The organism is Streptomyces sp. NPDC059080 (genome assembly GCF_042739975.1).
Lineage (GTDB): Bacteria > Actinomycetota > Actinomycetes > Streptomycetales > Streptomycetaceae > Streptomyces > Streptomyces benahoarensis.
On sequence record NZ_JBHYGX010000002.1, the window covers coordinates 23,153 to 40,447 of the forward strand.

The 17,295-nt window shown below is 69.8% G+C and carries 20 protein-coding genes; 9 read left to right on the forward strand and 11 right to left on the reverse strand.

Translation table 11 applies throughout. From position 1 onward, the window contains the following. Positions 1–132: 132 nt before the first annotated feature. The 9 genes from ACFWWQ_RS01405 to ACFWWQ_RS01445 all read right to left on the reverse strand — a co-directional run bounded on the left by ACFWWQ_RS01405 (position 133) and on the right by ACFWWQ_RS01445 (position 10,532). Complete coding sequence (locus ACFWWQ_RS01405) at positions 133–861, reverse strand: GntR family transcriptional regulator (protein ID WP_384588231.1); 729 nt, start codon at positions 859–861, stop codon at positions 133–135. A gap of 88 nt (positions 862–949) precedes the next feature. Next, the gene (locus tag ACFWWQ_RS01410; RefSeq protein WP_384588233.1) at positions 950–1,894 is read right to left on the reverse strand and encodes an ornithine cyclodeaminase family protein; all 945 of its coding nucleotides are present in this window, start codon (positions 1,892–1,894) and stop codon (positions 950–952) included. Next, positions 1,891–2,892: a proline racemase family protein gene (locus ACFWWQ_RS01415; RefSeq protein WP_384588237.1), complete on the reverse strand. Its 1,002-nt coding sequence runs from the start codon at positions 2,890–2,892 to the stop codon at positions 1,891–1,893. The genes ACFWWQ_RS01410 and ACFWWQ_RS01415 overlap by 4 nt, the downstream gene beginning before the upstream one ends. Positions 2,893–3,083: 191 nt before the next feature. Further along, the gene (locus tag ACFWWQ_RS01420) at positions 3,084–3,992 is read right to left on the reverse strand and encodes a dihydrodipicolinate synthase family protein (protein ID WP_384588240.1); all 909 of its coding nucleotides are present in this window, start codon (positions 3,990–3,992) and stop codon (positions 3,084–3,086) included. Between the two features lie 148 nt (positions 3,993–4,140). Next, on the reverse strand, positions 4,141–5,619 hold the full coding sequence (locus ACFWWQ_RS01425; RefSeq protein WP_384588243.1) for an NAD(P)/FAD-dependent oxidoreductase: 1,479 nt from the start codon (positions 5,617–5,619) through the stop codon (positions 4,141–4,143). After that, positions 5,600–5,926, reverse strand: coding sequence for a (2Fe-2S)-binding protein (locus ACFWWQ_RS01430; protein ID WP_384588246.1), 327 nt, complete (start codon positions 5,924–5,926; stop codon positions 5,600–5,602). The genes ACFWWQ_RS01425 and ACFWWQ_RS01430 overlap by 20 nt, the downstream gene beginning before the upstream one ends. Before the next feature lie 167 nt (positions 5,927–6,093). Beyond that, positions 6,094–7,260, reverse strand: coding sequence for an NAD(P)/FAD-dependent oxidoreductase (locus tag ACFWWQ_RS01435; RefSeq protein ID WP_384588249.1), 1,167 nt, complete (start codon positions 7,258–7,260; stop codon positions 6,094–6,096). A 651-nt stretch (positions 7,261–7,911) separates the two neighbouring features. After that, positions 7,912–9,339 (reverse strand): dihydrolipoyl dehydrogenase, encoded by a 1,428-nt coding sequence (gene lpdA, locus ACFWWQ_RS01440; protein WP_384588252.1) that lies wholly within the window; start codon positions 9,337–9,339, stop codon positions 7,912–7,914. Positions 9,340–9,875: 536 nt separating this feature from the next. Beyond that, entirely contained in the window at positions 9,876–10,532 is a 657-nt protein-coding gene (locus ACFWWQ_RS01445) for a TetR/AcrR family transcriptional regulator (protein ID WP_384588255.1), read from the reverse strand. Positions 10,533–10,590: 58 nt separating this feature from the next. Between ACFWWQ_RS01445 and ACFWWQ_RS01450 the strand changes: the two genes are divergently transcribed. Further along, positions 10,591–12,021, forward strand: a complete 1,431-nt coding sequence (locus ACFWWQ_RS01450) for an aldehyde dehydrogenase family protein (protein WP_384588258.1) — start codon at positions 10,591–10,593, stop codon at positions 12,019–12,021. Between the two features lie 375 nt (positions 12,022–12,396). On the opposite strand, the gene ACFWWQ_RS01455 is transcribed toward ACFWWQ_RS01450, so the two are convergent. Continuing rightward, positions 12,397–12,693 (reverse strand): hypothetical protein, encoded by a 297-nt coding sequence (locus ACFWWQ_RS01455; protein ID WP_384588261.1) that lies wholly within the window; start codon positions 12,691–12,693, stop codon positions 12,397–12,399. A gap of 73 nt (positions 12,694–12,766) precedes the next feature. Further along, positions 12,767–13,117, reverse strand: coding sequence for a 2,4'-dihydroxyacetophenone dioxygenase family protein (locus ACFWWQ_RS01460; RefSeq protein WP_384588264.1), 351 nt, complete (start codon positions 13,115–13,117; stop codon positions 12,767–12,769). A 220-nt stretch (positions 13,118–13,337) separates the two neighbouring features. On the opposite strand from ACFWWQ_RS01460, the gene ACFWWQ_RS01465 reads away from it, so the two are divergent. The 8 genes from ACFWWQ_RS01465 (at position 13,338) to ACFWWQ_RS01500 (ending at position 17,221) form a co-directional block, all read left to right on the forward strand. Then, a complete protein-coding gene (locus tag ACFWWQ_RS01465; RefSeq protein WP_384588267.1) occupies positions 13,338–13,727 on the forward strand; it encodes a gas vesicle protein in 390 nt (129 codons plus the stop codon). A gap of 127 nt (positions 13,728–13,854) precedes the next feature. Continuing rightward, positions 13,855–14,310, forward strand: coding sequence for a gas vesicle structural protein GvpA (locus ACFWWQ_RS01470; protein WP_384588270.1), 456 nt, complete (start codon positions 13,855–13,857; stop codon positions 14,308–14,310). Positions 14,311–14,313: 3 nt separating this feature from the next. After that, positions 14,314–15,027 carry a GvpL/GvpF family gas vesicle protein gene (locus ACFWWQ_RS01475; RefSeq protein WP_384588273.1) on the forward strand — a complete coding sequence of 238 codons (714 nt, stop codon included), beginning with the start codon at positions 14,314–14,316 and terminating at the stop codon, positions 15,025–15,027. Positions 15,028–15,037: 10 nt separating this feature from the next. Continuing rightward, positions 15,038–15,301, forward strand: coding sequence for a gas vesicle protein GvpG (locus ACFWWQ_RS01480; protein WP_143939554.1), 264 nt, complete (start codon positions 15,038–15,040; stop codon positions 15,299–15,301). Positions 15,302–15,332: 31 nt separating this feature from the next. After that, entirely contained in the window at positions 15,333–15,770 is a 438-nt protein-coding gene (locus tag ACFWWQ_RS01485; protein WP_384588276.1) for a gas vesicle protein, read from the forward strand. Continuing rightward, positions 15,767–16,582, forward strand: a complete 816-nt coding sequence (locus ACFWWQ_RS01490; RefSeq protein WP_384588279.1) for a GvpL/GvpF family gas vesicle protein — start codon at positions 15,767–15,769, stop codon at positions 16,580–16,582. The genes ACFWWQ_RS01485 and ACFWWQ_RS01490 overlap by 4 nt, the downstream gene beginning before the upstream one ends. After that, positions 16,579–16,824 carry a gas vesicle protein gene (locus ACFWWQ_RS01495; protein ID WP_384588282.1) on the forward strand — a complete coding sequence of 82 codons (246 nt, stop codon included), beginning with the start codon at positions 16,579–16,581 and terminating at the stop codon, positions 16,822–16,824. The genes ACFWWQ_RS01490 and ACFWWQ_RS01495 overlap by 4 nt, the downstream gene beginning before the upstream one ends. Then, positions 16,814–17,221, forward strand: coding sequence for a gas vesicle protein K (locus ACFWWQ_RS01500; RefSeq protein WP_384588849.1), 408 nt, complete (start codon positions 16,814–16,816; stop codon positions 17,219–17,221). Before ACFWWQ_RS01495 ends, ACFWWQ_RS01500 begins: the two co-directional genes overlap by 11 nt. Positions 17,222–17,295 lie beyond the last annotated feature (74 nt).

Sequence of the window (17,295 nt, forward strand, 5' to 3'; positions counted from 1 at the left end):
TCCTGTCGGTGGGCCCGCGCCCGCCCGCCCCCAGCGCCGCCCCCCGCCCGCCCCCCGGGGGGCCCCGCCGCGGGGGCCCCCCCCCCCCCCCCGGGGCGGGAGCCCCCGGGGCTCCGGAGCCGGGCCGGCGGTTCATGCCTCGGCGGCCGGCAACGACACCCCTCTGATCCGGATACCTTCCGCGCCCGTGTCGGCGTCCTCCTCGTCGGCCCAGAGCGACCTGACATGTGACATGTGGGTCAGCATGCAGGTCTCGGCACGCTGGGCGTCACCAGCGATCACGAGGTCGAGCAGTTGGACGTGTTCCTCGGCCGATGCGGTCAACTGCCCGGTTTCTGCGAGCCGGTTCAGCCCGAAGAGGCGCGACCGCTTGCGCAGGCTGCTCACTTCCTCCACCAGCCTGCGATTGCCGGCCAATCCGAGCAGTTCGAGATGGAAGCGACGGTCCGCCTCCAGGTAGCCGATGATGTCGTGCTCGGCGGCCGCGGTGACGATCGCCAGGGCAAGCGGCCGTAGCGCCTTCAGCTCCCTGGTCTTGCCCATCCGGGCGATGCGACCGACAGTGGGTACCTCGATCATGGCGCGGAGCTCGGTGAAGTCGTCGAGGTCCTGTTCGGTCAACTCGGTGATCCGAAAGCCCTTGTTGCGGACCGCTTCGACCAGGCCCTCACGCGCCAGGTCGAGCATGGCCTCACGGACCGGGGTGGCGGACACCCCGAACTCTGCGGCGAGAGTGGGAGCGGAGTAGATCACGCCCGGACGGAGGTCCCCCGCGATCAGGGCCGCTCTGAGGGCATTCGCCACTCTGTCGCGCAAGTGCTCTTGCGCCGAGATGGCGTTGAGCGTCGCCAGGCGGGCCATATGTGTTCCTCCAGCGCCGTACGGGCCCTCAGAATACAATGTCACGTTTCCACTGGGGCCTGCCGTTCCCTGCCTGTGGACAACTCGGTCAGGGCGCTGAATTCCGGTGCACCGCCGCGGCGACCACGAGGTCTTCCCAGCCCATTCCGACGCTCTTGAAGAACCGGGGGCCCTCAAAGACAGTCGTCTTCACACCGAGGACCCGGCCGGCCACCAGGTCCGCGAGGTTGCCCGCGATGCCCTCGGCACTGAAAGCTCCTTCCGCCATCGGGATCAGCAGATCGCCCGCCTCCGACAGGGCTGCCGCCCTCGATTCGACGATCACGGCGGAGCGTGACACCAGAGCGGTGTCGGCCTCCCGGGCGCCCGGGGTGTGCGAGCCGACCGCGACGACCGTCGCCCCGTCCGGTACGAGAGCGCCGTCGAAGAGCGGGGTTGCGGACGCGGTGCAGCAGAGCACCAGATCGGCCGTGGCCACCTCCGCGGCCCTTTGCGCCTCGCCCGCACGGGCATCCACGCCGAGCCGGCGAGCCTGCTCGACCAGCGCGGCGACCCGGTGCGGGGTGCGGCCGATCACGGTGACCCGTTCGACCCGCCGTTCCGCAAGCACCGCGGCAAGGTGTCCGTACGCCTGGGGTCCGGTTCCGAAGAGCACCAGATGGTGCAGGACGGGGTCGGTGAGATGCCGGATCGCGAGTGCGGACACCGCCGGCGTGCGCAGCGTGGTGAGCGCGGGCCCGTCGAGCAGGGCGAGCGGCAGCAGGGTGGGGCCGTCGAGCAGCAGGTAGCTTCCGGTGATCCGAGGCAGGCCGTGTGCCGGGTTGCCGGGGGCGACTCCAGCGATCTTCACACCGGTCACCTGTCGGGTGGCGGCGGGCATGATCAGCAGTTCCCCGCCGGGCACGTTGACATGGTGCCGGGCCGGGGACCTCTCCGGATCGAGTCCCCCGCTCAGCGCCGCCTCCAGGGCGTCCACGGCTCCGGAAGGCCCCAATGCCTCGATGTCGTCGGCGCCGAGCAGGGGCAGATTCACAGCAGGAACCCTTCGGGGAAAGGATCGGACGGGTCCAGGAAGAATTGTGCAGTGCCGGTGATCCAGGCGCGGCCCGTGACGGTCGGGACGACAGCGGGCAGCCCGGCCACGGTGGTCTTCTCGACGAGCCGCCCGGTGAAGGAGGTCCCGATGAAGGACTCGTTCACGAAGTCGGCGCCCAGGGGCAGTTCACCGCGTGCGTGCAATTGCGCCATGCGTGCCGACGTACCAGTTCCGCAGGGCGACCGGTCGAACCACCCGGGGTGGATCGCCATGGCATGCCGGGAGTGGCGGGCATCGGATCCGGGGGCGATGAACTGCACGTGCTTGAGTCCGTGAATGCCGGGATCCTCCGGATGGACGGGCCGATCGATGGCGTTGACCACGTCCATCAGGGCGAGTCCGGCTGCCAAGATGTCGTCCTTGCGTGCCCGGTCGAAGGGCAGCCCGAGGTCGGATAGGTGCACCATCGCGTAGAAGTTGCCGCCGTAGGCGAGGTCGTAGCGCATCGGCCCGTAGCCGGGTACGTCCACCGTCCGTTCGAGAGCAACGCTGAACGCCGGAACGTTGGTCAGGGTGACGGCGGTGGCCGCGCCGTCCCTCACCTGGACGTCCACGCTGACGAGTCCGGCCGGAGTGTCCAGCCGTACGGTGGTGACGGGTTCGGTGACCTCGACCATGCCGGTCTCCACCAGAACGGTCGCCACTCCGATGGTGCCGTGCCCGCACATCGGCAGAAATCCGGAAACCTCTATATAGAGGACGCCGAAGTCCGCGTCGGGCCGGGTGGGTGGCTGGAGGATCGCGCCGCTCATGGCGGCATGGCCACGCGGTTCGTACATGAGCAGGGTGCGCACGGCATCCCGGTGCTCCTGGAAGTACCGGCGCCGTTCAACCATCGTGGCCCCGGGAATGGTGCCGATGCCGCCGGTGATGACGCGGGTGGGCATCCCCTCGGTGTGTGAGTCGACTGCATGGAATATGTGACGTGTCTGCAAGGCTCCCCCTGGTTCGTCACGGTGAAATGAACGTGGAGACCGCGTAGTTGGGCAAGAGCGGGCCTGAATGGGTGATGGCCTGATGCCCGACGGCTGATCTCGAAGACCTCATCCGAGGCCATCCTGGCGCTTGGAATCGCACGCGTGCCGTGCCGCGTCCGTTCCCCGGCCGAAGGGCACCCGACAGGATCTCAGGCAAGGCCCCCGGCCAGCGCCTTCTCCGTCGCGGCACGTACGGCGGCCGCGTCGTCTTCGGACAGGGGAAGGCGCGGCGGACGGACTCGGCCGCCGTGGCGTCCGGCGACGTCCATGGATGCCTTGATGGCCTGGACGAACTCCGGCCTGGAGTCCCACCGCAGCAGCGGATGCAGCTCTCGGTACAGAGGCAGGGCGGTTGCCATGTCACCCGTCACAGCGGCCCGGTACAGCTCGACGCAGCAGGACGGCAGCATGTTCGGGCTGCCCGCGATCCAGCCGACGGCCCCGGCGAGCGCCAGTTCCAGCAGTACGTCGTCGGCTCCCACGAGCAGGTCGAGGCCGGGTGCCTGTTCGGCGATCTCGTACGCCCTCCGGACATCGCCGCTGAACTCCTTGACCGCCACGATGCTGCCCTCCTGGTGGAGTGCGGCGAGCAGGTTCGGCGTCAGATCCACCTTCGTGTCGTACGGGTTGTTGTACGCGACGACCGGGACGCCGACCCGGGCGACATCGGCGTAGTGCGCGCGGACCGCCGCATCTTCGCAGCGGTAGCCGTTGGGCGGCAGGAGCAGCACGGAGCCGGCGCCCGCCTCCGCTGCCTGCTCCGTCCAGCGCCGTGACTCCGCGCTGCCGTAGGCGGAGACGCCCGGCATGACGCGGCTGCCGTCGCCCGACGCCTCGACGGCGACCCGGACGAGCTGCTCGCGTTCGCCATCGGTCAGGGTCTGGTACTCCCCCAGCGACCCGTTGGGCACCACGCCGTCGCACCCCGCCGCGATGAGCTGTTGGACATGCGCGGCATAGGCGTCGTAGTCGATCGTGTGGTCATCGCGCAGGGTGAGTGGGGTGGCGACCATGACACCGCGCCAGGGGCGGGTGCGGGGGTCGGTGTTCGTCTGCATCGCGGCTCCTTGAGAGGTGTGGTATTTCGCGGTGTAGCGGATGAGTGGGCGGCGCCTGGCTGCGCGCGGCGCCGAGGAGTGGCAGAGGCGTGTCGGAGTGCCGGTCGGCAATGCCGGGGAGTCGGGGTGGTCGGAGAGTGGCTGTGGGCTACCCGGAGTCGTCCAGGTCGGCGAGCGTGGACAGCTTTACGGGGCAGGCCAGCGGGCGTCGGTCGGGGCCGTCCGGCTCCGCACCGGTGCCGGGTCCGGGTCCGTGCGCGCCGGCCAGTTCACGGACGGCGAATCCGCAGGTCCGGCCCTGGCACCAGCCCATTCCGGCACGGGTGAGCAGCTTGACGGTCCGGGTGTCACCCGCTCCGAGCTCCTCGCACGCGGTACGGATCCGGCCCGCGGTGACCTCTTCGCAACGGCAGACCTCCGTGTTGGCCGTGAGCCACTCGCTCCACCCCGGCCCCGGCCGATGCACGGCACCGCTCAACGTGGCGAAGGCCCGCAGACGACGCCGGGAACGGCGCAGAACGATCGCTCTGCGCGCCGCGCTCCTCCGTACCCCGCCCCGCACCGCGCGAATTATGGAGAACGCCGCCAACTCTCCTTCACACAAGGCGAGTTCCACGCCACCGATGCCGCCGGTTTCGCCGGCCGCCCAGACCCCCGGCACCGTGGTCCTGAGCTGCTCGTCGAGGGCGACCGCATGCGTGCCGTCGGCGCACACGCGCGTACGGCAGCCCGCCGCCACGGCGAGTTCCAGCTGGGGAACGAGTCCGTGTCCCACTGCGAGCGCATCGCAGGCGATCTCGCGACCGGATCCCGGCACGGGGCGCCAGCGACGGTCGATCCGGCTGACGGTCACCGCCTCCACCCGGTCGTCGCCGTGGACCTCGGTGACCGCTCGGTGGCTGAGGATGCGCACTCCGGCGCGGGCCAGTGCTGCCCCGTACCGGACCCCTTCCGCCGCCTTGCCGGGGTTGACGGCCAGTACTCGGGGAGCGCGCGCGTAGGCCCCGTAACCGGACGCCTCGATCAGTGCCGGAACGTTCGCACCGGCGCGCGTCAGCGACAGGGCGACGGCCTGCAACAGCGGCCCGCTTCCCGCGACCACGATCCGGCTCCCCGGCAACACCAGTCCGGACTTGAGCATGGCCTGGGCGCCGGCCGCGCTCACCACACCCGGAAGTGTCCAGCCGGGGAAAGGCAGCTGGCGTTCGTGGGCGCCCGTAGCCAGCAGCAACCGGCGTGCGCGGACAGCGGAGTGATGCTGTTCGCCGGCTCCGGTGACCGCGTGCAGGGTCCAGCTGCTGTCCCCGGCTCGTTCGACCGTCCACACCTGGTGGTCGGCGAGTTGCCGGATCGCGCCGGAGGCGCGGTGCGTCGTGAGTCGCGCGGAGAGTTCGGCGAAGACGGGCCAGCCGTGATGGAGGGCCCCGGGCCGGGTGGCGCCGAGTCCGTCGGCCGGGCTGCGGTAGTACTGACCGCCGGGGGTGACGGCTGCGTCCAGCAGAACCACATCGAGCCCGTGATCGGCCGCTGCGACGGCCGCGGCCAGACCGGCCGGTCCCGCGCCCACCACGGCGAGTTCGGCGCGGTCCCCGTCCCGTGACCGAGGTTCATCTCTCAAGTGCGGCATGCCCGTCGCCCTCCTGCGTGGTGATGGCGTCGCCGGGGCGGGCGGGAATCAGGCAGGCGCGCTGATTGGGCCTGCCGTTGACGGTGGCCAGGCAGTCGTAACAGGCGCCGATGCCACAGAAGGCGCCCCGCGGCCGGCCGTGGACCCGTGTGGTGCGCCAGGTCAGGATGCCCGCCGCCCAGAGGGTGGCGGCGATGCTCTGACCCGGCAGTCCCGGAATCGGGTGTCCGTCGAACGTCAGCTGGAATTCCGGTTCGGGCTCGGCTGCGACGAGTTCAACCGGGGTACGCGCACGGGGGCGTCTCACAGGAAACCCTCCTGGGACGCATCAAGCACAACAGGCACAAAGTTCCTTTCCTGGGAAACGGAGATCTTCTTCCGGCACACCAAGGGGGATCTACCTTTGGGGCGCCGAGTTCCTCTCACAGGGCGCGGTGCCCCCTTCTGGGAACGCACGCGCCCCCTACTGTCACGTCATGTGACATGGCATGTGGTGTCGAACCGGTCGGGCGCGAAGGGGCCGAGATCGAGTACGGGCTGCCGCCCACGGATCGCGTCGGCGATCAGCAGTCCGGTCGCAGGGGCCAGCCCGACCCCGGCCCCTTCATGGCCACAGGCGTGAAAGAGACCGGGCACCCGGGGGTCCGGGCCGATCGCGGGCAGATGATCGATCAAGTAGGGGCGGAATCCGTGGTAGGCGCGCAGCACCCGCACGTCCGTCAGTACGGGGAACAGCCCAACGGCCTGGGCGGCCAGCCTGGCGACCACTGGCACGGACAATGTCCGGTCGAAGCCGACCCGTTCGCGGCTCGCCCCGATCAGCACCGGCCCCGAGGGGGTCCCCTCGATCACGGGCGAGGTCTGCAGCGCCGCGGACCCGCTCGACACATCGGACACGTACTCCGCCGCATAGACCTTGTGCCGGATCAGCCGCGGCAACGGCTCGGTGACGAGAACGAACCCTCTGCGCGGCAGGACCGGCACGTCCACCCCGGCCAGTTTGGCCACCTCACCTCCCCAGGCGCCCGCCGCGTTGACGACGACGGGGGCACGCAGTTCGTCCCGTGCGGTGCGCACCCCGAGCACCGCACCCTCCCGGTCCTTGAGTATCCCGATGACCTCCTGTCCCGGGCACAGGCGTGCCCCCGCGCGGCCAGCCGCGTGCAACAACTCGGATGCTGCCACGGCTGGTTGAACCTGAGCGTCCTGCGGGTAGTGGCAGCCACCGGCGAGGTCCGGTGCCAAGTGGGGCTCGACATCGCGAAGCCGGTCGGATGTGACGTGGCACGCCTCGATTCCGGCTCCCCGCTGACCCGCCGCAGTCGCTGACAGGACCGTCAGGGACTCCTCGGACGCCGCCACGACCAGGCCGCCCTTGAGCTCGTACTCGATGTCCGGCGGCAGTTCCTCCGACAGTCGGCACCACAAGGAGGCGGAGAGCAAAGCCAGTTCCAGTTCGGGTCCCGGCACTTTGTCGGAGACCAGGAGGTTTCCCTCCCCCGCTCCGGTGGTGCCTCCGGCGACCGACCCGCGGTCAACGACGGCGACGGACAGTCCGGACCGGGAGGCGTAGTAGGCGCAGGCGGCACCGACCACTCCGGCCCCGACGATGACGACATCCAAGGGCTGTCTCATGAGCACGGCGGTAATATGTCACATTGCTTTGGGCTCGCCAAGGGTGCATGCAGAGCCAGTTGATCAAACGTCACACGCCTTCGCGTCATTCACAGGAGTGCCTACTCCGCCGCTGAGGAAGTGGAGCCAGGAACGCCGCCCATGCGCCGCTCCCAAGGAGCAGCGACGCTCACGAAGCGTGCAAGTTCCGACTTGCAGGCGCCTCAGTCGTCAACGGTTTCGAGTAGGTGGACGCCCGAGAGGACAACCCGCGCACCATGCCGCCGCCACGCGCGCTGCCCCCATTACAGAGAGGGGCGGGAGGCACAGAGAGGGGCGGGAGTCAACGGGCCTCTGAAGCGTTCCCACGGTGACGGCGCGCGTTGGCCCCCGCCCGAACACCTATAAGGGCTCGCAGATCATTAACACGTTGTCTTGATCTTGCTCTCGGGTTCGCTGCTTTGGGCGAGGACCCGGGCCTGGAGGGGTGCGAGGGCGGCGGGTGGGGTGGCCGCCGGCAGTGGGAGTCCCTTGGGACTTTTCTGGGACTTCCGGCCGCATCAACGAGGTATGAGCGGGAAACACCCGAAAGATCATCTGCGCAGTTCAGCAGTGCGATGCCATCAGACGCGGCAGGTCACGGGGCCTCAGACGCGGCAGGTCACGGGACCTCGCTGGTCACATGTTGATCATATGACCGGCCAGGCCGTGCACAGCTTCCTTGACGGCTTCGCCCAAGGTCGGGTGGGCGTGCACATTGCGGGCGACCTCGTGCACCGTGAGATCCCACTGCTGGGCCAGGGTCAGCTCCGGCAGCAGTTCAGTGACGTCGGGGCCGATCAGGTGGCCGCCGATGAGCTCGCCGTGCGTGGCATCGCTGACGAGTTTGACGAAGCCGGCGGTGTCGCCGAGGCCGTGGGATTTGCCGTTCGCGGTGAACGGGAACGTGGCGACCTTGACGTCGTGGCCGAGGTCGCGGGCCTGGGACTCGGTGTAGCCGAAGCTCGCGATCTGGGGCCGGCAGTAGGTGGCCCGCGGGATCATCGCGTAGTCGAGTTCCATGGTCTCGGCGTCGGCGATCGTCTCGGCGGCGATGACGCCCATGGCCTCGGCGGCGTGCGCGAGCATGAGCTTGGCGGTGACGTCGCCGATGGCGTAGAGGTGCGGGACGGACGTGCGGCAGCGGCCGTCGACGGCGATCGCGCCGCGTTCGGTGAGCGCCACGCCCGTGTTCTCCAGGCCGTAGCCGGTGATGTTGGGGGCGAAGCCGATGGCTTGGAGGACCTTGTCGGCCTCAAGGATCTGTGGTGCGCCGTCCTGGCCGGTGACGGTGACGCGGACCTGGAGGCCGGACTCGTCGATGGTCTCGACGCGGGTGGAGGTCAGGACGCCGATGCCCAGCTTGCGGTACTGGCGGGCGAGTTCGGCCGATACCTCGGCGTCCTCCAGGGGTGCCATGCGGTCGAGGAACTCGACGACCGTGACCTTCACGCCGTAGTGGTGCAGCACGTAGGCGAACTCGATACCGATGGCCCCGGCGCCCGCGATGATGATCGACTGCGGGAGCTCCTCGGCGAGGATCTGTTCCTCGTAGGTCACCACGCGCGCGCTGCGCTTGGTGCCGGGAAGCAGCTTGGGGGTGGCGCCGGTGGCGATGACGCAGTCCCCGAAACCGATGGTCCGGGTGTTGCCGTCGTAGTCGGCGACCTGGAGGGTGTGCGGGTCGAGGAAGGTGCCGCGGCCGTTCACCTCGGTGATCTTGTTCTTCTTCATCAGGTAGTGGACGCCCTTGACCCGGCCGTCGGCGACCTTACGACTGCGGCGGAACGCCTCGCCGTAGTCGAAGGAGACCTGCCCGTCGACCTTGATGCCGAAGGTCTTCGCCTCCCGGGTGAAGATGTGGGCCAGTTCCGCGTTGCGCAGCAGGGCCTTGGTGGGGATGCAGCCCACGTTCAGGCAGACGCCGCCCCAGTACCTCTCCTCCACCACAGCGACCCGCTTGCCAAGCTGTGCGGCGCGGACGGCGGCGACATAGCCACCGGGCCCGGCGCCGAGTACGACAACGTCGAATCGCTCGTCCTGCTCGACCTCGTCCTGCTCGACCATGATCCCGTCCTCTTCCTCGGTCTTCGTCGGTCTTCATCGGCTCGTTGGTGTTCAGCGGTTCGTCGGTGTTCAGCGGTTCGTCGGTGTTCAGCGGGTCGCCCGCCGCTCCTACGGCGCCCGCCGCTTGTGTGGCGGGCGGGCCACACGGCCGGGCGAGGCCGATCGGTGGCCATGGGGACATCTCACACCGGCGGCAGGCCGATGTCGGCGCAGCCGCTGCGGAGCGTGTCGAGTCCGAACGCTTCGACCGGCCCGACGGCTCCGGGGGGCCGCCTGCCGCACCCACGCACGCACGGTGAACGAGCGCAGGCGCGCACCGCGCCGCGGGCCGTCCCCGGTCAGGCCGCGCCGAAGCGCCGCCTCACCTCGTTGACCAGCTGCTTCATGAAGACCGTGCAAGGCCGTGCACGGGAAGCCGGTCGGCGCCGTCGGCCGCGCGAAGGCGGGGGCTCGGTTCGAAGTCGACGGTCCGGAGGGAGCGGGTGCCGTTCGCGAGGGGCTCGACGACGTGGTCGGGACGCGTTCCGGCGTATCCCTCAGGTGGGCTGCCCGCCACCGCCGCCCACGGCGCGCAGGACGAAGGGCAAGAAGCGGTCCGCCGCCTCCTGCGCGGCGGCCGCGCCGACCTGCTCCGGCGGTCGGGGGGTGAGAATGAACCTGCTCATCACGGGGCCGACCACCACCTCTCCGAGCAGGTCGGCATCCTCGGCCGGCGGGATCTCCCCCCGCTCGACGGCGCGCCGCACGACCTCGGCCACCCGCCGGTGGACCGGCTCCAGGAAGGCTGCCGTGAGCGCCTGGGCCAGGACGGTGTTGCGCGCCGCCTCGCCGATCAGGGCCCGCATCAGCCGACCGCCCTCACCGGTCATGGCGGCGGCCTTGTCACGGAGCACCACGCGCAGGTCGCCTTCGAGGCTGCCGGTGTCCGGCGGCCCCTGCGGGTCCTCGGTGAAGGTGGCGGCTGCGGCCACCACCAGGTCCTCCTTGGACGACCAGCGCCGGTAGAGGGTCGCGGTGGAGACGCCCGCCCGGGCGGCCACGGCGGCGGTGGTCAGGCCGCTGTATCCGCTCTCGGCCAGTACCGCCAGCGTGGCGTCCAGCAGGGCCCGGTCCCGGGCGGCGTCACGGGGACGGCCCCGAGGGGGCGCGGGCGCGGTCCCGGCGGGTCGAGATGCAGATGTGGTGCGGGCCATATCGCCACCGTAGCACCATACGAAACGAAAACATTTCGTTTCGTTTATCGTCGTCGGTATGAGTGCTTCCCCAGACACCACGGAGACCGTGTCCACCCCGACGACCGAGGCGGTGACCGCCGACGCGGCAGCCACCGTCGCCCGCCTGAACGCCACCTTCGCCACCGGCCGCACCAAGCCCCTGGCCTGGCGCAAGAACCAGCTGCGCGCCCTACGACGCCTGCTGGTCGAACGGGAGGACACCTTCACGGCCGCGCTCCACGCCGACCTCGGCAAGAACGCCACCGAGGCGTACACCACCGAGATCGGGTTCACCCTCAACGAGATCGACCACACCCTGCGCCACCTCGACCGCTGGCTGCGCCCGCGGCGCGTCCCGGTGCCGCTGGGGCTGCAACCCGCCCGGGCCCGCACGGTGCGCGAGCCGCTCGGCACCGTCCTGATCATCAGCCCCTGGAACTACCCGCTGCAGCTGGCCCTGTCGCCACTGGTCGGTGCGATCGCCGCGGGCAACAGCGCGGTGGTCAAGCCCAGCGAACTCGCCCCGGCGACCTCGGCCGCGCTCGCCCACTGGCTGCCCCGCGCGCTGGACCCGCAGGCCGTGGCCGTGGCCGAGGGCGGCGTACCGGAGACCACGGCCCTGCTGGAGCAGCGCTTCGACCACGTCTTCTACACCGGCAACGGCAGGGTCGGCCGCATCGTCATGGCCGCCGCGGCCCGCCACCTCACCCCGGTCACCCTGGAGCTGGGCGGGAAGAGCCCGGCCGTCGTGGAGCCGGGCACCGACCTCGCGACCGCCGCCCGACGCATCGCCTGGGGCACGTTCATGAACGCCGGCCAGACCTGCGTCGCCCCCGACTACGTCCTCGCCATCGGCGAGGCCGGGGCCGCGATCGAGCCGCACCTGACCACCGCGATCCGTGAAATGTACGGCACCGACCCGGCGCAGAGCGCCGACTACGGCCGCATCGTCGACGAACGCCACCACGACCGGCTGACGGCACTCCTCGCGGACGGCCGGATCGTCACCGGCGGCGACCACGACCGGGCCGACCGCTACCTCGCCCCGACCGTCCTCGCCGACGTGGACCCGGACGCGCCGGTCATGCGCGAGGAGATCTTCGGCCCCGTCCTGCCGATCGTCCGCGTCCCCGACCTGGACGCCGCGATCGCCTTCATCACCGCCCGCGACAAGCCCCTGGCCCTGTACGCCTTCACGGCCTCGCCCGCCACCGAGCGCCGCCTGACGACCGAGACTTCCTCGGGCGCCCTCTCCTTCGGCGCCCCCAATGCACACCTCGCCGTCCCCGGCCTGCCCTTCGGCGGCGTCGGCGGGAGCGGCCTGGGCAGCTACCACGGCGAGCACTCCCTCGACACCTTCAGTCACACCAAGTCCGTCCTCGACAAGCCCCTCCGCGCCGATCCCCTCCGCGTCGCCTACCCGCCCTTCACCACCCGTAAGTCCCGGCTCCTGCGCCGCTTCCTCTGATGACGGTGCGGCTCCCCTGCCGCTCGGGCACCGGCCTCGCCGGGCGCTCTTCACGGGGGCCGGGCGGATGCGCCGCGGAGGGTTTCCTGGTCAGCGTGGAGCAGGAAGTGCCGTACCGGTGAGAGGCGTGCGCGAAGAACTGCCCGGCTCAGGTCCGTGTGACGGTGAGGAGCAGGGGCGCGTGGACACCGAGGCCGGCGGCGGAGTCGGCGACGGCTTCGGCCAGCCAGCCGACCGCCTCACACGACCACTCCACGAGTTCGCCGGTGAGAGTCGTGCCGTGCTGGGGCGGCCCGTTCCAGAAACTGTCGTCGAACGGCGGCGTCGGCGCGCCGTCCGGGTCCGCTGCCCCTCAGAGGCAGCCGGCACGGTCCCTCAGTACGCCCGGCAGTTCACATCAGCCTGGTTCATCGGCTTCTCGGCGGTGTCGATCTCGCCGATCACGTCGACGTCCACGTGGTTGCGCCACGACGTCCGCTCGGTACCACGGCAGTCACGACGGGCCGCCGTGCGGTGGGTGCTCCCGCCACCGGGTTTGAGCGTCTCGGTGCGTGAACACGCCTGCTGACGCCAGCTGTTGTCCGTGTACCACCCGTAAAGGCAGTTGAACACCTTGGCGCGGTCGTTGCTGCAGTTCCCCTTCTTCCACCACCCATGGCCGGACGCCGCCACCCCGGTGCCGGACCGGTGTGGATTGTCCCTCCCGCTGGCGGCGCGCCGGAAGGACTGGCCCTGGGGGCCGGGGTCACAGGGTGTGGGTGCGTCCTGGGCTTTCCCGGATGAAGTCGCCGGGCCGGCCGACCCAGTCGCACTCCAGGTAGCGCCAGCTGCCGTCGAGGACGTAGCCGGAGACGGGGCCGCGGTGACGGTGGCGGCCCAGCGGTCCGCCGGCCTGCACCCACAGCACGTTCGCGGCCGAGTTGCTGCGGATGTCGAACGTCAGGTGCTTGATCATCACCTGTGGGCCGAACGGGAGCCACGGTGAGGCCGCCTCTGCGATATGGCCTTCGGGCAGCGCGTACCGGTCCCGGCTCCGGTCGGTCCTCGCTTCGATCGCGGTCGGACTGTCCGCACCCGGGGGCGGGCTGGTCGTCATGGCTGGCGTCCTTCCTGTCGGTGTGGGGCGGGCTCGCACGCCTACGCGTGTTCCACGCGCCCGACGCGACCGACGCGACAGCGCCTTCCCCTGAGGCGCCGGAGAAGCGCAGCACGCGCCGGAGTATCATGGAATGGCGTGTTTGCGTATTTTGGTACAGATACTTTGGTGCAGGTATTTTGATACAGGCATCTGACGTCTCCGATATCGGAGCGGGAGCATGGCCGCAGACGAAGAGGACGAGACAGGGCGAGTCCGGCGGCCCTCCGGCAAAAGGGTCGCCAAGCAGTCCGGCGATGCCGAGGCCGACAGCCGAGCTGACGACGCCGGCGGGAAACCCGCGAAGGGCCGCGTAACGGCCGCGCACGCCATGCGGTACGCGGTCGAGCAGCTACAGGAGCTCTTGGGGCGAGCCCCCGAAAGCGTCTCCACGGTCAAGCCGACCGACGAGGGCTGGGAGGCGGCCGTGGAGGTCTTGGAGCTGGAGCGCGTTCCCAGCACCACGAGCGTGCTGGCGAGCTACCGAGTGACCCTGGACGAAGAGGGTGAGCTGGTGTCCTACGAGCGTGTCCGCCGCTACACCCGAGGACAAATCGACCCGCGTATGTAGGACCTGCCCTGGTCATCCCGATGGCCCGTTCACCACGTGGACAGTCCGTTCAGGACGTGGACGGTCCGTTCAGGACGTGGACGACGCGGCCAACCAGACCTGGACGGGCCCGCGGAAGGGAGCCACCGTGACTGTCGTGCCGCAAAGCGGAGGAACCGTGGCGCGAGGAGGTGGGGCGAGTTCTGGAAATCTGTACGACATCCTCGATCTGATCCTGGACCGCGGCCTGGTGATCGATGTCTTTGTGCGCGTATCGCTGGTGGGCATCGAAATCCTCAAGATCGACGCCCGCATTGTCGTATCGAGCGTGGACACCTATCTGCGCTTCGCGGAAGCGTGCAACCGCCTCGACCTGGAAGCCGGTGCCAAGAAGCCCGAGGGGCTGACGGATCTCGTCGGCAACATCACCGAGGGCGGAGCGCACGGCAAGGCCAAGGGAGCCCTGAGCGGAGCCGCGGAGGCAATTTCCGGGGCCCTCAAGGAAGGGCACGAAGACAGCGAGGAGCCGGAGGAACGAGAAAGGGAACCCGCACGGAAGCAGTCCCGGCCGACGCGTCGGCCGGCGCGGCACCGAGAAGGGTGAGCCATGGCCGTGTACGTCTACTCCGTTGTCGCGACCACGCACCCGCAACGCCTGGACGGCCTTCCGGGTGTGGGCGACCCACCGGCCACGCTGCGCACGGTACGCGGCGGAAAGCTGTCGGCAGTGGTCAGCGACGCCCCGGAGGATCTCCGTCCCAAACGCCGTGACCTCGCCGCGCACCAGGACGTTCAGGAGCGTCTGATGGCCGACGGCCCGGTCCTTCCCCTCCAGTTCGGCTTCACGACCACGGATGACGATGCCGTTCGTGCGGTACTGGAGGAGCGCGCCGACGCGCTTTCCGAACGGCTGCGAGCCGTGGAAGGCTGTATCGAATACCACCTCAAGGCCGCCCAGGACGAAGATGCGTTGCTGCGTCAGGTTCTTGAGGAATCCGGCGAGGCACGGGCACTCAACGAGCAGATCAGAAGCGGCGCGAACAACCCGGAACTGCCGCTCGCCCTCGGTGAACTGGTCGCGCAGGAGGTTCAGATACGTCAGGGCCGGCTCGCCGCCTCCGTTGTCGAGGCGTTGCGCCCCTTCGCCCGCGAGGAAAGCACGTCGCAGGCGGCCGGGAACGACTTTCTGAGCGTGTCCTTCCTGGTGGCCCGGGACAACGAAGAGGGTTTCCGTACCTCGGTGCGGAAACTCGCAGCGGAACTGGGCGACGACTTCGCTCTACGGCTGCGCGGTCCGCTGCCCGTCTACAGTTTCGTCTAGGGAGCCTCTCATGGGCCTGTTGACGCACATCGCCACCCTTCCGCTGGCACCGGTGCGTGGCGTGGTGTGGATCATGGAACGCGCGGTCGAGGCCGCGGAGGAGCGTTACTACGACCCCGAGCCCGTCGAAAGGGAACTTGTCGCACTGGAGCGGCAGTTCTTGGCGGGTGACATCGACGAGGAGGAGTTCGACCGGCGCGAGGACGAGTTGCTGGACCAGCTCGAAGAGATCAGGGCGCATTTCCAGACCGACCCTGACCACGATGCAAGGTGATGTGGCCGTGACATCGCCAGTCCCCAGGAGAATGAGCGAGTCCCCGTCCAGGGCCGCCCCGTACGGCCAGGGTTCGTCGGCCAATCTCGCCGACATCCTGGAACGGGTTCTGGACAAGGGCATCGTCATCGCGGGCGATATCCAGATCAATCTCCTCGACATCGAGCTGCTCACCATCAAGCTGCGTCTGCTGGTCGCCTCGGTGGACAAGGCGAAGGAGATGGGCATCGACTGGTGGGAGCACGACCCCGCGCTCTCCTCGCGGGCCTCCGACGGGTCCCGCTCGCTCGCCGACGAGAACAAGCGGCTGCGCGCCGAGGTCGAGGCGCTGCGGGAAGGCACCGAGCTGCCACCGGCCGAGGATGCGGAGGGCCGCCAGGCCCGTCAACTCGACTCCCTCACGTCCCACGCATCACGCGGCGAGTGGGCCGGGACCGGCACGCGCGGCACGAGGCGGGATGAGGCATGACCGAGGCCGTCACGTATGCGTACGCCGTCGCGCGGGACGACGACGGAACACTGGAGGCGGAGCTGTCCGGGCTGCCCGGCGTGGCGGAGGCGCCGGTGCGCCTGGTGCGGGCGGGGCAGGGCGATGACGTAGTGGTCGCGGTGAGCCAGGTGCCCGCACAGGACTTCCGGGAGGAGGCGCTGCGTGCCCATCTGGAGGACATGGACTGGCTGGAGACGGTCGCCCGCGCCCATCACCGCGTCATCGAGGCGCTGGCGGTCCGCGTTACGGTCCTGCCGCTCCGTCTGGCCACGGTCTACCTCGACGAGGAACGCGTGCGGCTGATGCTCGGGGAAAGCCGGGAGGCGTTTTCCACCCGGCTGTCCGAGATGGCCGGGCTGGTGGAGTGGGGCGTCAAGATCTACGTCGAAGACCCCCCGGCCGCCGAAGGCCCCGCCGCGCCGTCCACCGAAGCGGGCCTGAGTCCGGGGCGCGCCTACCTCAGCCACCGCAGGGCGCAGCGGCACGCCCGCGAGGACGCGTACCGGGAGGCCGAGCAGGTGAGCCGGGAGGTGGAGGCCGCCGCCCGCCGCCATGCGGTCGCCCGGGTCCAGCACCGGCCGCAGCAGGGCGACCTTGCCCGCGGGCCGGGAGAGAACGTCGTCAATGACGCCTACCTCGTCCCCCAGCAGGCCGCGGACGGGTTCTGCACCGATGTGCTGCGGACCGCGGACGGGGCCTCCGGCGTGCGGGTCGAGGCCACCGGGCCCTGGGCCCCGTACTCCTTCGCCGCCTCCCTCGGCGCCGAGCCGGTGAAGAGGGCCACGCCATGAGAACGGCGAACGGGCCGCCGGCCACGGCGGCAGAGCCGTTGCCCGACCGGCAGGTCGCGCTGATCGACCTGTTGGACCGGCTGCTCAGCGGTGGCGTGGTCCTCACCGGTGACCTCGTGCTGTCGATTGCCGACATCGACCTGGTACGTGTCTCCCTGAATGCGCTGATCGTCTCCATCAGCGAGCAGAACCCCGCCCCGTGGGCCGCCGTCCCCGCAGTACGTGACGACCATGAGGGGTGAAGGCCGCGCCCCCCGCAATCGCTTCGACGATGTCGCCGACGCGGCCACTCGCGCGTTCCGTCTCCTGCCGGCAGCACCCCAGGACATCGCCCCCTCCACCGGTCCGGACGCACACAGAGCCGCACACCGGGTCACCGCCGACCCCGATACCGTCGAACGGGACCTGATCAAGCTTGTCCTCACTCTCGTCGAGCTTCTGCGGCAGCTCATGGAACGCCAAGCCCTGCAACGGGTGGAGGCCGGAGACCTCACCGAGGAACAGGAAGAGCGACTGGGTTCGACATTGATGATCCTCCACAGCCGCATGGTGGAACTGTGCGCTCAATACGATTTGTCGATGCAGGACCTCAATCTGGACCTGGGGCCTCTCGGGCCGTTGTTGCCACCACAGGAATAGACGGTGAAAGGAGGGCCAAAAAATCCAGGAAGTCGGGCCAAGGCTCAGGCGGAGGAAGTACACCCACTCCGCCG

Bases quoted from the DNA above. Each gene is read 5' to 3' on its own strand.
- ACFWWQ_RS01405 (WP_384588231.1), bottom strand. From the start codon at position 861: ATGGCCCGCCTGGCGACGCTCAACGCCATCTCGGCGCAAGAGCACTTG.
- ACFWWQ_RS01420 (WP_384588240.1), bottom strand. From the start codon at position 3,992: ATGCAGACGAACACCGACCCCCGCACCCGCCCCTGGCGCGGTGTCATG.
- ACFWWQ_RS01425 (WP_384588243.1), bottom strand. From the start codon at position 5,619: ATGCCGCACTTGAGAGATGAACCTCGGTCACGGGACGGGGACCGCGCC.
- lpdA (WP_384588252.1), bottom strand. From the start codon at position 9,339: ATGGTCGAGCAGGACGAGGTCGAGCAGGACGAGCGATTCGACGTTGTC.
- ACFWWQ_RS01445 (WP_384588255.1), bottom strand. From the start codon at position 10,532: ATGGCCCGCACCACATCTGCATCTCGACCCGCCGGGACCGCGCCCGCG.
- ACFWWQ_RS01450 (WP_384588258.1), top strand. From the start codon at position 10,591: ATGAGTGCTTCCCCAGACACCACGGAGACCGTGTCCACCCCGACGACC.
- ACFWWQ_RS01460 (WP_384588264.1), bottom strand. From the start codon at position 13,117: ATGACGACCAGCCCGCCCCCGGGTGCGGACAGTCCGACCGCGATCGAA.
- ACFWWQ_RS01465 (WP_384588267.1), top strand. From the start codon at position 13,338: ATGGCCGCAGACGAAGAGGACGAGACAGGGCGAGTCCGGCGGCCCTCC.
- ACFWWQ_RS01475 (WP_384588273.1), top strand. From the start codon at position 14,314: ATGGCCGTGTACGTCTACTCCGTTGTCGCGACCACGCACCCGCAACGC.
- ACFWWQ_RS01480 (WP_143939554.1), top strand. From the start codon at position 15,038: ATGGGCCTGTTGACGCACATCGCCACCCTTCCGCTGGCACCGGTGCGT.
- ACFWWQ_RS01485 (WP_384588276.1), top strand. From the start codon at position 15,333: ATGAGCGAGTCCCCGTCCAGGGCCGCCCCGTACGGCCAGGGTTCGTCG.
- ACFWWQ_RS01490 (WP_384588279.1), top strand. From the start codon at position 15,767: ATGACCGAGGCCGTCACGTATGCGTACGCCGTCGCGCGGGACGACGAC.
- ACFWWQ_RS01495 (WP_384588282.1), top strand. From the start codon at position 16,579: ATGAGAACGGCGAACGGGCCGCCGGCCACGGCGGCAGAGCCGTTGCCC.
- ACFWWQ_RS01500 (WP_384588849.1), top strand. From the start codon at position 16,814: ATGAGGGGTGAAGGCCGCGCCCCCCGCAATCGCTTCGACGATGTCGCC.